The sequence below is a fragment of the Cupriavidus phytohabitans genome (genome assembly GCF_000426345.1).
Classification (GTDB): Bacteria; Pseudomonadota; Gammaproteobacteria; order Burkholderiales; family Burkholderiaceae; genus Cupriavidus.
This window is the reverse complement of the sequence record NZ_AUFE01000004.1, coordinates 90,436-105,436: the sequence shown is the minus strand read 5'-3', so window position 1 is coordinate 105,436 and position 15,001 is coordinate 90,436. Positions and strand designations below refer to the sequence as shown.

At 69.8% G+C, this 15,001-nt stretch carries 11 protein-coding genes; 4 read left to right on the top strand and 7 right to left on the bottom strand.

The window, feature by feature from the left end; all coding sequences use genetic code 11:
• Nucleotides 1-2: 2 nt before the first annotated feature.
• The 5 genes from K309_RS0104455 to K309_RS0104430 all read right to left on the bottom strand — a co-directional run bounded on the left by K309_RS0104455 (nt 3) and on the right by K309_RS0104430 (nt 4,320).
• Nucleotides 3-461: a PRC-barrel domain-containing protein gene (locus tag K309_RS0104455; RefSeq protein WP_029045299.1), complete on the bottom strand. Its 459-nt coding sequence runs from the start codon at nt 459-461 to the stop codon at nt 3-5.
• A 39-nt stretch (nt 462-500) separates the two neighbouring features.
• Nucleotides 501-1,106: a hypothetical protein gene (locus K309_RS0104450; RefSeq protein WP_029045298.1), complete on the bottom strand. Its 606-nt coding sequence runs from the start codon at nt 1,104-1,106 to the stop codon at nt 501-503.
• Between the two features lie 43 nt (nt 1,107-1,149).
• The gene (locus K309_RS42370; RefSeq protein WP_198030785.1) at nt 1,150-1,782 is read right to left on the bottom strand and encodes a hypothetical protein; all 633 of its coding nucleotides are present in this window, start codon (nt 1,780-1,782) and stop codon (nt 1,150-1,152) included.
• 199 nt (nt 1,783-1,981) lie between these two features.
• Nucleotides 1,982-2,815: a sensor histidine kinase gene (locus tag K309_RS35930; RefSeq protein WP_035876783.1), complete on the bottom strand. Its 834-nt coding sequence runs from the start codon at nt 2,813-2,815 to the stop codon at nt 1,982-1,984.
• 104 nt (nt 2,816-2,919) lie between these two features.
• Nucleotides 2,920-4,320, bottom strand: a complete 1,401-nt coding sequence (locus tag K309_RS0104430; protein ID WP_029045297.1) for a sigma-54-dependent transcriptional regulator — start codon at nt 4,318-4,320, stop codon at nt 2,920-2,922.
• Nucleotides 4,321-4,676: 356 nt separating this feature from the next.
• On the opposite strand from K309_RS0104430, the gene K309_RS0104425 reads away from it, so the two are divergent.
• On the top strand, nt 4,677-5,729 hold the full coding sequence (locus tag K309_RS0104425; protein ID WP_029045296.1) for a sigma-54 interaction domain-containing protein: 1,053 nt from the start codon (nt 4,677-4,679) through the stop codon (nt 5,727-5,729).
• Here the strand turns inward: K309_RS0104425 and K309_RS0104420 are convergent.
• Together K309_RS0104420 and K309_RS0104415 are read right to left on the bottom strand one after the other, a co-directional pair.
• A complete protein-coding gene (locus K309_RS0104420; RefSeq protein WP_029045295.1) occupies nt 5,714-7,657 on the bottom strand; it encodes a hybrid sensor histidine kinase/response regulator in 1,944 nt (647 codons plus the stop codon). The two genes, K309_RS0104425 and K309_RS0104420, sit on opposite strands and share 16 nt — an antisense overlap.
• 212 nt (nt 7,658-7,869) lie before the next feature.
• A complete protein-coding gene (locus K309_RS0104415) occupies nt 7,870-8,877 on the bottom strand; it encodes an SDR family oxidoreductase (protein WP_029045294.1) in 1,008 nt (335 codons plus the stop codon).
• 321 nt (nt 8,878-9,198) lie between these two features.
• Between K309_RS0104415 and ligD the strand changes: the two genes are divergently transcribed.
• The 3 genes from ligD to K309_RS0104400 all read left to right on the top strand — a co-directional run bounded on the left by ligD (nt 9,199) and on the right by K309_RS0104400 (nt 14,801).
• Nucleotides 9,199-11,979, top strand: coding sequence for a DNA ligase D (gene ligD, locus K309_RS0104410; RefSeq protein WP_029045293.1), 2,781 nt, complete (start codon nt 9,199-9,201; stop codon nt 11,977-11,979).
• 93 nt (nt 11,980-12,072) lie between these two features.
• The gene (locus K309_RS0104405; protein WP_029045292.1) at nt 12,073-12,480 is read left to right on the top strand and encodes a hypothetical protein; all 408 of its coding nucleotides are present in this window, start codon (nt 12,073-12,075) and stop codon (nt 12,478-12,480) included.
• A gap of 275 nt (nt 12,481-12,755) precedes the next feature.
• Nucleotides 12,756-14,801, top strand: coding sequence for a hybrid sensor histidine kinase/response regulator (locus K309_RS0104400; protein WP_029045291.1), 2,046 nt, complete (start codon nt 12,756-12,758; stop codon nt 14,799-14,801).
• Nucleotides 14,802-15,001: the final 200 nt, after the last annotated feature.

Below are 15,001 nucleotides of genomic sequence, written 5' to 3'. Positions count from 1 at the left end.
CCTCAGCCCCACGGATCGTAGCGGTCCGCTTCCCAATACGGCGAAATGCCGTAGTACTGGTGAATGCTGGTAGCCCACTGCGAATCGGCCATGCTCGGCCAGTGGTCCTTGTCAAACCCGGGCGCGGCCTTGAGCCGGTCTTTCTCGACGCCGAGCACGAAGCACTTGCGGCGCGTGTCGAGCGTGAGCGCGGACCACGGCAATGCAAAGAGCTTCTCGCCGATGCCGAGGAAGCCGCCCATGGCCAGCACCGCATACGCAACGCGGCCGCCAAGGACATCGATCATGATGTGGTCGATGGTTCCGATGTCGTCGCCCGCCGGGTCGACCACCTTGTTGCCCTCGAGCGTATCGGCGGCCATCACGAACGGGCCGGGGCCCGGGGAATCGCGGTCGATGCCGCCGACGATCGATGCGCCGCGCGGCTGTTCGCCGGGGGATTCAGGTTGGACTGGGGTCATGGACACCTCCGTTTTGGGTTAACAAGTCGCTGCAGGAAGTCATTCGGTGCGGGGCCGGATGCCCCGTGCCTGGCGGCGCGCGTCCGCCGGCACCGGCGGCACCAGCGGGTCGAAATCCATCCAGCGGCCGTCGAGCCATTGCCCGTCGGCGCGCTCCACGTCCTTGGCGCCTTCCTGGCGCAGCAGGTCCGCCACCGCGGCGGTATCGCCGCTGGGAACGCGCGCGGCCAGCAGCACGCCGGCATTGCGCACCGGCGGCTGGCCGGTCACCGGATCGCGGCGCCCATCGCGCGCCAGCGCCAGCGCGCCCGCGAGCGAGCCGAGGTACGCGCCCAGGCCCACGGCAAAGACCAGCACAAGGATCGACAACGGCGGCACGGCTGAGAGCGCCGACACCAGCATCGCGCCCACGGCAGCGCCCGCCGCGGCGCCGATCACCACGCCGGCAATGGCACCGGCGCCGGACTTGCGCGCGCCGGCATCGGCTGCGTGGTCTCCACCCACCGCGTAAGCGGCGTGCTGCCCGGGCGGATTGACGTAGAACAAGCTGAGGTCCTGGTCCGCGAAACCGCGTGCCTTGAGGCGGCTGGCGACGGATTCGGCGGTACTGAAACTATCGAATCGACCTGCGACGATAGCGGTCATGCTGGCTCCATTTCTTGTTGATCGGAATCGCGCATCGGCTACGCTAGCGGCCGCGCACGCTGCCCTTGCGCTGGCCCGCCGGCTTGGCCCCCACGGGCTGCTGCTCGCTGCCGCGCTTGAGCTTCCAGTCGACGTCGTCGCGCGCGGTCTGCGTCTTCCTTTCGGCGTGCATGGCGGCGCTTGGCGAGATCGGGTCGCTGGCCGGGAAGGTCATCTCCAGGGAGTCGTCGACGGCGGCCTGGTAAGTCCTGGCTTCCTTGCCGCGCTGGGGCTTGTCGGAGGCGGCGCTGGCGCGCATCGCCTGCGGCTTGTCAGCCTTCGCGGCGGTCTTGGCTGCGGGGCGGGCCGTGGTCTTTGTGGCGGTCTTTGCAGCAGGCTTGGCGGCTGGCTTTGCAGCAGGCTTGGCGGCTGGCTTGGCGGCTGGCTTGGCGGCTGGCTTGGCGGCCTTGGCAGCAGGCTTGGCCGCGGGCTTCGCTGCCGGCTTGGCCGCTGGTTTTGCCGCGGCCCTGGTCGCAGTCTTTGCAGCAGGCTTCGCGGCCGGCTTGGCGGCTGGCTTGGTGGCCGATCGCGCGCCAGGCTTGGCCGAGGACCTTGCGGTGGATGCCGAGGATTTCGCGCCGGACGGCTTGTGGGCAACCTGCGCGGCCTTGTCGGACTTGCGGCTGGCTTTAGGCATGGTTGTTCCCTCCTTGGTTGAGTGACTTACCCATGCAAAGGCCGGGCCAGACTGGCCGGGCCGAACCGCCGCGCGCTACCTGCCCGCCGAGCGCCACGCTGGGCGCGCCGCCGGCGCCCGGCCAATGCGCGCCGCGCCGGACATGCCGGTAAAAACTACATCGTCAAGCAAAGGATGGAAGGCGCGCGCAATCGCGCTGTCACGCCATTCGTGGCTGGCGCGGGAACCTGACGGCGATGCAGACGCTGACCTTGTCCGTTTGGCAGCCGTCGCTTTCGGCGCTGAGCATGGCGCCATGCATCTCGACCATGCGCCGCGTGAGCAGCAGCGCGGTGCTCTGCCGCGCCTGTGTGGCACCATCGGCCGCGGCGCGGCGGCCGAAGAAGTCGGTCAGCGCCGCCAGCCGGCTCGCGCTGCGCTGCTGGTCCAGCGGCGGGCTCTCGGTGATGCGCAGCTTCACGTGGGCGGGCTCGCCGAACAGATGCAATGCCACCGAGCCCCCCGCGGGCGCGCGCCAGATGCAGTGCACCAGCAGGTGCCGCAGCAACGGGCTGAGGCGGGTCGCATCGGCGTCGATGCCATACGCGCCATCACCCGCGCCGTCGGTGGTGACGGGGGCCAGCAGCACCCCTCGCGCCTCGGCGGCCGGGCGGCGGTCGGCAATGGCCTGCGTCGCGGCATCGAGCAGGTCGACGCGCTGCCAGCTCGGCGCGCGCTCGTCGGCCAGCAGGCGCACCGATTCCTCCATTTCCTCGATCAGCGCCAGCTGCTGCTGGGTGCCGGCGCGAATCCCGTCGAGCGCCCGCTGCGCCGGCGCCGGCGCCGTATCGAAAGCGCGGTCCAGCACGTAGGCCCAGCTCTGGATGGCATTGAGCGATGAGCGCAGGTCATGAGCAGACTGCTCGATCAGCGTACTGACTTCCTGCACCGCGCGCACCACGGCCGCGTCGGCGGAATCCGCGCCGGCGGCCACGTCCGCGGAATGATCGTCAGGAACGTCCGGCTGGCTGGACGGCGGCTGCGGTTGCATCATGGTCGGATTGGCGTCTGGTCGGCCAGGTTGGCTGCTTGGCCTGGAAGCAAGAAACGTGCTGCACGCAGCGCTGGGAGGCCGGCCCGCATGGCATCCCCGGCCAGTCAACCGGTCGCGGACGATCCCGTGTCGTTGCGCGAGGCGCGCAGCCACTCGGGCAGCTCCCCGCGGGCGGCATAATCTTCCAGCCGGTTGTACAAAGTCTTCAAGCTGATACCAAGGATCTCGGCGGCATGCTTCTTGACGCCGGCGCACTGCTCCAGCGTGGCGAAGATCAGCTGGCGGTCGGCGTCGGCCAGCGACATGCCCACCGGCACCGATACCACCGCCGCGCCGGGGGCCTGCGTGGCCGCCACCTGCAGCGGCACCTGCACCTCGGTGATGAGGTCCTCGTCGGCCATGATAAAAGCGCGCTGCACGAAATTGCGCAGCTCGCGCACATTGCCCGGCCAGGCATGCAGGCGCAGGCTGTCGAGCACGCTGGGGGCGAAGCGCCGCTGTGTGCCCTGCTCGCCATTGAGCTGGTCCAGCATCAGGTTGGCGATCTGGATCACGTCGTCGCCGCGCGCACGCAGCGGCGGCAGTTCCACCGGGAACACATTGAGGCGGTGGAACAGGTCGGCGCGCAGCTTGCCGTCGGCCACGGCCTCTTCCGGGTTGCGGTTGGTGGCGGCCAGCACGCGCACGTCGGCATGGCATTCGCGGTTGGTGCCCACGCGCATGAAGGTGCCGGTTTCCAGCACGCGCAGCAGCTTGACCTGCAACTCGGCCGGCATCTCGGTGATTTCGTCGAGGAACAGCGTGCCGCCGTCGGCGCGCTCGAAGTAGCCCTTGTGCTGGCGGTCGGCGCCGGTAAAGCTGCCGCGCTCGTGGCCGAACATCTCGCTCTCGATCAGCGTGGGTGAGATCGCGCCGCAATTGACCGCGAGGAAGGGCTGGCGGCGCCGCGATGACAGCTCATGCACGGTCTGCGCGGCCAGCTCCTTGCCGGTGCCGCTTTCGCCGATCAGCAGCACCGTGGCCTCGGTGGGCGCCACGCGCGCGAGCTGGTCATAGACCGCCTGCATCACTTCCGAACTGCCCATCAGCCGGCCAAAGCGGCCGTAGCGGCGCAGTTCGCCGCGCAGCGAATGGATTTCGGCGCGCAGCTCGCCGGTGGTGGCCAGGCGCTTGAGCACGGTCTGCAGCCGCGCCACGTTGATCGGCTTGACCAGGTAGTCGGTAGCGCCGGCGCGCAGCGCCTCGACCGCGCTTTCGACGCTGGCATAGCCGGTGGTCAGGATCACTTCCACGCCGGAGGCGCCGACCTCGTCGAACAGCTCCATGCCGTTGCCGTCGGGCAGGCGCAGGTCGGCGACAATCGCGTCAGGCATGTGCCAGCCGAACTGCAGCCGGGCTTCGCGCAGGCTGCCGGCGGTGGCGGAAGTGAAACCTTCCATGGCGACGATCTCCGCCAGCGCGGCACATGCGTTCTCATCGTCATCAACAATCAGGATGTGGGGCATACGATCCGTCAGTGAGACTTAATGGAAACTCCTGCGGAACCGGCAAAGACGCCTGCCCCGATTGCCCGCCCGGCGCCAGGTACCGCAGCCGCCGCCGCGCGCCATGCGAAGCGCGGCCAGGCAGGCATGCCGGGCAGTTCAGGACAGGGGCGGCACGGTTCCGGCTGCGTACTGCCAGTCCACTGCGTAATGCAAGTCTAAGCGGGGCCTGGCGCCGTGGTTGCCGGTGTCTGTCTGACACAGGTGTCGGAACTTTCCGCGCAGGACCGCGCGGCTATGGCAAGGCCCCGTGGCAAAGGCTAGCATAGGAACTTCCCACCCTCACACGACAAGCTCGCCAAGCCCTGCCTTCGATCGTGCCAGTGACCACCACGCCTCCCCGGCGCAGCGCCGCCGTCACCGCCTCACCCCGCCAGGCCCCGTTTTCCCCTGCGCCCGGTGAAGGCGCGCCGCGCCGTGCCGTGCCCTCGCAGGTCTCGCTGCTGTGGGAAAGCACCGCGCCGGCCATGCAGCGCCTGATGGCCCAGGTGGAGCGGGTGGCGCCGACCGATGTCACCATGCTGGCAGTGGGGGAAAGCGGCTCGGGCAAGGAAGTGGTGGCGCGCGCCGTGCATGAGCGCAGCGCGCGGCGCAACGGCCCCTTCATCGCCGTCAATTGCGGCGCGATCCAGCCGACGCTGATCGAGTCGGAGCTGTTCGGGCACGAGAAAGGCGGTTTTACCGGCGCGATCGAGCAGAAGGCGGGGTACTTCGAGCAGGCGCAGGGCGGCACCCTGTTCCTGGACGAAGTCACCGAAATGCCACTCGAGATGCAGATCAAATTGTTGCGGGTTCTGGAAAGCCGCACCTTCCACCGCGTCGGCGGCGATACGCTGATCGTCACCGACGTGCGCATCCTGGCCGCGACCAACCGCGACCCGGTCGACGCTGTGCGCACCGGCCAGCTGCGCGAAGACCTGCTGTACCGGCTGGCCGTGTTTCCGCTGCATATCCCGCCGCTGCGCGAGCGCCCGGACGATATCGTGCCGCTGGCGCGGCACTTCCTCGCCGAATACAATGCGATGGAACACAGCGACAAGGCCTTCTCGGCCGCGTCCCTCGACCGGCTGGTGCGCTATGACTGGCCGGGCAACGTGCGCGAACTGAAGAACGCGGTCTACCGCGCCTTTATCCTCGCCGACAAGGTGGTGGAGATCGGCAATCCCAACCTGGCCACGCAGCCGCCGCGGCCCACCACGGTGGATGGCGTGGTCAACGTGCGCGTGGGCACCACGCTGGCCGATACCCAGCGCGAGATCATCATGGCCACGCTGGCGCGCTTCGACGGCGACAAGCGCCAGGCGGCGCGCGCCCTCGGCATCAGCCTGAAAACGCTGTACAACCGGCTGGACGCTTACCGCTCGCTCTGAGACCGCGGCGCGCCGGTCGGATCGGCCAGCGCGCGCAACAGCGCATCGATCGCCAGCGGCTTGGTCAGGTGCCCATGGAAGCCGGCCATCTCGCTGCGCCGATGGTCCTCCGGGGTGCCGCGCCCGGTCAGCGCCAGGAAGCGCACCTCCGCGGCGCAGGTCTGGCGCAGCGCCTGCAGGACTTCATAGCCCGACATGTCGGGCATCTCCAGATCCAGCAGCACGCAGTCCGGGCGGAAGCTGCCGGCAAGCGCCAGCGCCTGATGGCCGCCATAGGCCGCGCGCGCGTCGTGGCCTAGCATGTTCAGCAGTTCGGCCATGCTGTCGGCGGAATCTGCATTGTCGTCGACCACCAGCACGCGCCGCCGCGGGGGCGTTCCCGATGCCGGCGCGGCTGCTTCGCGGCGCGGCGCGCCGGCGCGCGGCAGGATCACGGTGAAGGTACTGCCCTGGCCGGGCCCGGCGCTGTCGGCCTGGATCGCGCCGCCGTGCGCTTCGACCACGGCCTTGGCCAGCGCCAGCCCGACGCCGAGCCCGCTGCGGCTGCCGGCCTCGGCTTCCTGCGAGAACAGGTTGAAGATCCGGTCCAGCGCCGCCGGCGGCAGGCCACGGCCGGTATCGGAGATGAGTGTCACCACGCGTGCCGGCTCGACGTGGACCCGCACGCTGACAGTGCCGCCGCGCGGAGTGTACTTGGTGGCATTGCTGAGCAGGTTCAGCAGCACCTGTCCGAGCCGGTTGGCGTCAGCGCGCACGTAGGGCGACGCCGCGGGCAGCTCCGCCACCAGTTGCTGGCCGGCGGCATCGAGCACCGGGCGGATTGCCTCCAGGCTGGTGCTGACCACGTCGTTGTAGGAGGTCGGCGTCAGCTCCATCCTCATCTTGCCCGCGGTCACGCGGCCGACATCGAGCAGGTCGTTGACCAGCCGCTCGAGCTGGCGCAGCTGCCGCTCGATGATCGCGGCGCAATGCCGGATGCGGGCACCGGCGTCCGGCGTCAGCGCGATCACCTCGACCGCATTGCGCACCGGCGCCAGCGGGTTGCGCAGTTCGTGCCCGAGGATGCCAAGGAAGGACTGCAGGCGCCGGTTGCCCGATTCGAGCAGCTCCAGGCGCAGTGCGTCGCTGATGTCGCGCGCGGTCCAGAGCAGCCCGGCCGGGCAGCCCGCGGCATCGCGCACCAGCACCATGCGGGTCTGGCAGCGCACGATCGCGCCATCCTGGCGTGCCAGGCGCTCGTCGCCGGCCCACTGTCCGCAGGCGCGCGCGGCTTCGAGCGCCGCGCGGTCGCGCCCCGCCGCGGCATCCGGCCCGGTGTACAGCAACGCCAGCGGCTTGCCGATCGCGTCGGCCGGCTCGTATCCGGTCACGGCCTGCGCGCCGGCGTTCCAGCTGCGGATGGTGCCATCCAGGTCCAGTTCGCAGACCGCGGTGCCGGGCAGGTTGTCGGCCAGCAGCTGCAGGCGCGACTCGGCCAGGCGGGCGTGCTCGGACGCGGCTTCCTGCACGGTGATATCGCGGCAAGCCACCACGAAGCCACCGGCGCTCGCATGCATGACACAGGCGGCCTGCAACTGGCTGCCGTCGCGGCGCACGCGCCAGCCCCGGTCGCGCGCGCTGCCGGCCCGCGCCGCGGCCTGCTGCCACTGCAGCGGCAAGCCGGCGGCGACATCGTCGGCGCGGTGCAGGCAGGAGAAATGGCGGCCGGCGATGTCTTCGGCGCGGTAGCCGAATACGCGCTGCGCGGCGTCGGGCCATGCCACGATGAGGCCCTCTGCATCGGTTTCGAACACCGCCGCGTCCTCGAGCGCGTCCAGCATGCGCCGGTATTGCTCAGCGATGGGCTGGCCGGCTTGCCTGACGAGGACGCCTCCCGCCTCTGCCAGATGTGGCGCGCGGGCACTTTTTGCCGCTTGCGGCTCCGACATGGACAAACCCTATGTGGTAGTGGACGAACATGGCAAGCCGTTAGTACGACGGATGCGGCGTCCGGCATGCGGTACGCGTACTGCACGGCCAAATGCCCGCCAGTGGGCGGGCATCCAAACCATGATAGGTCTTCGTGGCATCCATCGCGACCGCAGCGCACGTCACGCGCGTCTGCTTGCCGGTGTGGCCGTGACAGGCCGCAGAGCTAGCGTCAGCGCCCCCGGCGCATCTGCACCACCGCCGCCAACGCGGCGGACGCGCCGACCACCAGTGCGGTGGCCAGTACCGGATGCCGTGCCGTGGTCGTATAGGGGCACGACCGGAGCGCGGTCCGCGTGCCGCTGCGCTCCTGGAGCCCGCTGCCGCTGCCGTACAGCGTGTTGTCCTCGAGCGGGCCCGCCGGGTGGCGCGTCTGCTGCGCACGGCCCATGAAGCGGCGCATGAACCGGTCAAAGGCATGCGGCGTGTGGTACGCCGCGGCGGAGAAGGCCTTGGCCGCGCCGCCGACGAAGAGATCGCGGCGCGGGTTCTCGGCGGCGAACAGGATCGCATCGGCGGCCAGCGCCGGATCGTACAGCGGCGGCGGCAGGCGCGGCTCGACGTCGAGGAAGTTCTTGGCATGCATGGCCAGCGGCGTTTCCAGGCCGGCGGGCTTGATCAGCGTGATGCTGACCGGCGCCTGTTCCTGTTCCAGTTCCAGCCGCAGCGAATCGGTAAAGCCCTTGATCGCATGCTGCGAAGCCACGTACGCGCTCTGCAGCGGCAGCGGTCCGTCGCAGGCCTCGCTGCCCATGTTGATGATGGCGCCGCCGCATTCGCGCAGGTGCGCGGCTGCCGCCAGCGAGCCGTGGACCGTGCCCCAGTAGTTGGTGTCGAACAGGCGCCGCTGGTCTTCCAGCGGCACGTCGCCGTGGCGGCCGAAGATCGTCACGCCGGCGTTATTGATCCATGTGTCGAAGCCGCCGAAGCGCTCGATCGCGGCATGCGCGACCTTGGCGACGTCTTCGTGCCGGCCCACATCGGCGGTGACAGTGATGACTTCGGCGCCCTGCTCGCGCAGCTCTTCGGCCAGCTTGTGCAGCGAATCATCGCTGCGCGCCACAAGCACCAGCCGCGCACCCCGCGCGGCGGCCTTGCGCGCGGTGACCAGTCCCACGCCGCTGGTGGCGCCGGTCAGAACGATCACCTGCGAGCCGATCTTCTTCAGGGTTGGTTTCATCTGCCGCTTCCTCCTCGGGATGGTCCCGGCACTGCGCCGGACGTAGCAATGGTTCATCGCCAGTCAAGCATCGCAAATGAGCCCTCGCAAATTGGAGGCTCGCAAATTGCGTTCCCATGCGCTTCGGCCCGCGCGCGCGCGCGGGCCGAAGCGGTCGCGCGGCAGAATTACAACGTCCGGTAAGAACCACATGCCGGCCAGCGCACGCTGCCGTGCGTGAGCCGTCACGGCGCCATCCTGTCCCGCTGTAGGACTGGCGCCGATTTCGGCAGCGCCATGTGCTGCCTAAGCTGGATGCATCTTCCCCAACCGCCGACAGCCATGGCCAAGACGACGCGACAGGATTCCGGCGACAGCCGCACGGCGGCAAAGCGTACGACCGCGCGCAGCGGCAGGCCTGCCCGCAAGGGCTCTCCGCCGGCGGCGCGCAAGAGCGGAGCAGCGGCGCGCAAGCGCAGCACGGCCAGCGCCGCGCTGGACAAATACCGCCGCATGCGCGACTTCGGCGCCACGCCCGAGCCCAGCGGTGCCGCCGCCCGCAAGCGCGGCGCACCGCGCAAGCGCGCCGGCGAGCTGTCGTTCGTGATCCAGAAGCACGCGGCGCGGCGGCTGCACTACGACTTCCGGCTCGAACTCGGCGGCACGCTGAAAAGCTGGGCGGTACCCAAGGGCCCAAGCCTGGATCCGGACGACAAGCGCATGGCGGTCCACGTCGAAGACCATCCGATGGACTACGCCGGCTTCGAAGGGGTCATCCCCGCCGGGCACTACGGCGCGGGCACGGTGATCGTATGGGACCGCGGCACCTGGGTGCCGGTCGGCGACGCCGAGGCGGGCTACCGCGCCGGGAAGCTCAAGTTCGAGCTGCGCGGCGAGAAGCTGCATGGCCACTGGACGCTGGTGCGGATGCACGGCAGCCGGCAAAAGGAGCAGGACGCCTGGCTGTTGATCAAGGAGCGCGACGACGCCGCGATGCCGGCTGCAGAGTTCGACGTGGTCGAGGCGCTGCCCGACAGCGTGCTGGGCGGCACGGCGCGCAAGGCTAAAGGTGCCAACCGTTCCGCCAAGCCGGCGGCAAAGCGTGCCGGCAAGGCTGACTCCGGTGGGAAATCGCACGGAAAAGCCAACGCCACATCCCCTGCCAAAGCACTGAAGCCACCGACCGGTGCGCCGCGCGCGGCATTGCCGCTGGCGCTGGCGCCGCAGCTGGCCACGCTGGTCGACAAGCCTCCCGCGGACACCGCGGCCTGGCGCTATGAGATCAAGTTCGACGGCTACCGGGTGCTGGCGCGCATCGACGGCAAGGACGTGCGGCTGTTCACGCGCCAGGGCCATGACTGGACCGCGAAACTGCGCGCGCTGGCGCGCGACGTCGGCACGCTGGGCCTGCCCGACGGCTGGCTCGACGGCGAGATCGTCGTGCTCGGCAAGCATGGCGAGACCGATTTCCAGGCCTTGCAAAACGCATTCGATACGGCGCGCGTCGAGGCGATCCAGTACTTCGTGTTCGACCTGCCCTTCTATGCCGGCCATGACCTGCGCAAGGTGCCGCTGGCCGAGCGCCGCGCGCTGCTGCGGCATATCTTTGCCGGCAACACATCGCCGCGGCTGCAGTTCAGCGAGGACTTCGAAGCCAGCCCCGACGAAATGCTCGATGCCGCCTGCCGCATGAAGCTCGAAGGCGTGATCGGCAAGCGCGCCGATTCCAGCTACGTCAGCACGCGCAGCAACACCTGGATCAAGCTCAAATGCACCTTGCGCCAGGAGTTCGTGGTGGCGGGCTTTACCGATCCCAGGGGCAGCCGCACCGGCATCGGCTCGCTGCTGCTGGGCGTGCACGACAGCGGGGGCGGCCGGCTGCGCTATGCCGGCAATGTCGGCACCGGCTTCGACACGCGCACGCTCGGCGAACTGCGCGCGCAGCTTGAGGCGCTGCGTGCCGATAAGTCGCCGTTCGCAACCGTGCCGGCTGGCGTGAAGGGGCACTGGGTACGGCCGAAGCTGGTGGCCGAGGTTTCGTTCGGCAGCTGGACCCGCGAAGGCCGCGTGCGCCATGCCGTGTTCCACGGGCTGCGCACCGACAAGCCGGCCGGCGCGGTGTCGGTCGAGACGCCGGCGGCACCGGCCGGCAAGGGAAAAAAGGCCACAGCGAAGACTGCGAAGAAGGCGGCAGCGAAGCCCCCCGCAAAGCGCGCAGCCAGGACCACCGCGCTCGACGGCAAGGTCCGGATCAGCCATGCCGAACGCGTGATCGACACCGCCTCCGGCCTGACCAAGGGCGACCTGGTGCGCTACTACGAGCAGGCCGCGCCGCTGATGCTGCCGCACCTGCGCGGCCGCCCGATCGCGATGGTGCGCGCCCCTGCCGGCGTGGGCGGGGAACAGTTCTTCCAGCGCCATGGCGACACGCTGCGCGTCGACGGCATCAACATCCTGGACCCGTCGCTGTGGCCGGGACATCCCGCGCTGCTGGAGATCGTGTCGGCCGAGGCGCTGGTCTCGGCGGGCCAGCTCAACGTGGTCGAGTTCCACACCTGGAACGCCAGCAAGCGCAGCATCGACCGGCCCAACCGCATCATCTTCGACCTTGACCCCGGCGAAGGCGTGCCCTGGGAGCAGATGCAGGAGGCCGCCGCGCTGATGAAGGCACTGCTCGACGAGCTTGGCCTGGCCAGCTTCCTGAAGACCAGCGGCGGCAAGGGCCTGCACGTGGCGGTGCCGGTCACGCCGAGCGCCGGCTGGGACGAGGTCAAGGACTTCGCGCAAGACGTGGTGCGCCATGTCGCCGCCACCATCCCGCAGCGCTTCGTCGCCAAGAGTGGCGCGCGCAACCGCGTAGGGAAGATTTTCATCGATTACCTGCGCAATGGTTTCGGGGCGACCACCGTCGCTGCGTTCTCGGCACGCGCGCGGCCAGGGCTGGGCGTATCGATCCCGGTCTCATGGGAAGAACTCGATACGCTGGAGAGCGCGGCGCAATGGACCGTCGCCAACGTGGGCCCGCGGCTCGAGGCCTTGCAGGCCGACGATCCGTGGGCCGGCTATGCCGGCGTGCGGCAGGCCATCACCCGCGCCGCGGCACGGCTCGGGCGCGCCGGCTGAGCCACATCGCAACACACTCGCGGCACATTTCTTGCCCCGCCTTCCATAGACAGCCGGCGTGAGCGCCGGGCCGCGACCTATGGAGAGACTGCCATGATCCACCTCAGCATTCCCGGTACGATCCGCGCTGCCGGTGGTGGCGCCAGGACCGGCGCGCCGCGCAACCGGCGCGCGCTGCACAGCCTGCTGGTGTCCTGCGCGATGCTGTCGTTCGCAGCCGCGCCGGTGCAGGCGCGCCTGCCCGCACCCACGCCCGAGCAGCAGCAGGCCGCCGAAGCCAAGAAGGCCAAGGAGGCGGAAGCGGCCAAGCAACAGGCCGAAGCCCTGGCTCGCGTGCAAGACCAGCTGGCCACGCGCTTCGGCAAGGGCGCCACCGCAGCGGGCGCCACCGAGCCGGGCAAGGTTTCGCAAAAATCTGCCGAAGCCCCTCGTTCGACCGGCCCGCACGGCGGCACCTCGCCGAGCGCCGAGGCCCACAGCGGCGAGGCCGAGCGCCGCTGAAGCCCGGCCGCGCCCCGGGTGCCGGCATGCCTCTTGCCACTGCGAAGCGAAAAGGCCTCATCGAGAGCCCGTGGATAAAGCCGCTACAAGGGGGAAGGCAATGGATCACTTCCGCGCACATGTAATAACTGCAACCGAGGCGTCACCGGGCGTGGCAAGATTTACACCCGAGGGCACGCCGCCGGTGCGCTTTTACCTGTTTCCGAACCCGCCGCGCGCCTGCGCGAGCGTGATCGGCTGCGGACGTGCGCGAAAGCGCCCGTCAGCGTGACGCCATGCGCCCGCAAGCCGAGCGCGCCCCGCTGATCCTCAACGTCGAGGATCGCGAAGGCCCGCGCTACGTCAAGAGCCGCATCCTGCATCGCGGCGAGTTCTCCGTGATCGAGGCGGCCACCGGCCAGTCGGCACTGGCGTTGGTGCGCCAGCATGCGCCCGCGCTGGTGCTGCTGTCGTCGCGCCTGCCCGATATCAGTGGACTGGAGGTGTGCCGGCTGATCAAGGACGATCCCCAGATCGCACGCACCCTGGTGCTGCTGACCTCGCCGGGCGTGGCCCAGGCGCGCCAGCGGGTCGAGGCGCTGAATTGCGGCGCCGACGGCTACCTGGTCGAACCAGCCGAGCCCGAGGAAGTCCTGTCGAGCATCCAGGCGCTGCTGCGGCTGCGCGGGGCGGAAGATGCCTACCACCGCACCACGCAGGCACTGCACGACAACGAGGACCTGTTCCGCCAGCTGGCGGAGTCGCTGGCCGACGTGGTCTGGATCTTCGATCCCGCCGCGCGGCGGCTGCTGTTCGTCAGCCCTTCGTTCGAAGCGCTGTGGGGCCATTCCGCAGAAGACCTGATGGAAGACCCGCGCCACTGCCTGGACCGCCTCGCCCCGGCCGACCGCCCGCGCGTCGAGGCCGCTCTCGCCAGCATGCTGAGCGACGGCCGCATGGATATCGAATTCCAGATGACGCGGCCGGACGGGCAGCTGCGCGAGATCCGCGCGCGCGCCTTCCCCGTGCACGGCAAGGGTCAGGCCGCGCGCGACGAGACCGGCAATGCCCGGCCGCTGCGCATTGCCGGCATCTTCCAGGACGTCACACTGCAGAACCGCGCGGGACGCACGCTGCACGACGAGGAGCGGCGCAAGGACCAGTTCCTGGCCATGCTGGCGCATGAGTTGCGCAACCCGCTTGCACCGCTGCGCAGCGCGGCCGACATGCTGCAGCAGCTGTCGCCTTCGCGCGAGGACATGTTCCGGGCGCGCGACATCATCGGCCGCCAGCTGCACCACCTGACCCGGCTGGTCGACGAGCTGCTCGATATTTCGCGCTTCAACCAGGGCCGCATCACGCTGCGCCAGGATCTGGTAGAGCTGCGTGCCGCGCTCAATACCGCGGTCGAAGCCGTGCGGCCGGAGCTCGATGCCTACGGCCACACGCTGCGCCTGTCGCTGCCCGAGCAACCGCTGCCGGTGCGCGGCGACCTGGTGCGGCTGACGCAGATCTTCTGCAACCTGCTGCACAACGCCGCCGCCTACACGCCCCCGGGCGGCCAGATCGCGCTCGACGCCACGCTCGACCAGGATCCGGCCGGCCAGTCCGCCAGTGATTCCGCCGGCGGCTACGTCACGGTGCGTGTGCGCGACAACGGCACCGGACTGTCCGAGTCGCTGCAGCGGCTCCTGTTCGACCCGCTGGCCCCTCACGATCCCACCGGTGAACATGCAGGCAAAGACAACGGCTACGTCGACGATGGCACGGCGCCGCGCAACGCGTTCCCCCACGATGGACCAGGCATCGGCCTGACGCTGGTGCAGAAGCTGGTCGTGCTGCATGGCGGCACGATCCGCGCCGACAGTCCCGGCCCCGGCCAGGGCAGCACTTTCACTGTCACGCTGCCGGTTGAGCCGTGGCACAAGTGGCATCCCGGCACCGGCAAGTCCTCGGCGTACAGCGGCGTGCCGCGGCGGATCATGGTGGTGGACGACAACGCCGACGCGCTCGAAGCCATGACCATGACGCTGCAGACCATGGGCCACACCGTGGTGACCGCGCCGGACGGGCCCACCGCTGTCGCGCGCGCCAGCGCCGCACGCCCGGAAGTAGTGCTGCTGGATCTCGGCATGCCGGCCATGGACGGCTTCGAAACCGCGCGCCGGCTGCGCGCGCTGCCCGAGATGCGCGGCGCCACGCTGGTCGCCTTGACCGGCTTCGGCCAGCCCGAGGACCGTCGCCGCGCAATGGAAGCGGGCTTCGACCAGCACCTGGTCAAGCCCGCCGATCTTGACGCGCTGACGCGCCTGCTCGATACGCTCGGCGAGAACCGCGCTTAGCCGCTCAGCCATGCCGCTCAGCCATGCCGGTCCGCCATCAACCCTGACAAGGAGCCTACGTGCATACCACGCCCGACCCCGACATCCCCCCGCGAGAGCCGGAAGTCCCACCGCCCGAGCCGCCGCCGGGCCCTCCGGAACCCGTCTCCGACCCGCCACCGGGCGACCAGCCGCCACCGCCGCCGCAACGCGCACGCGAT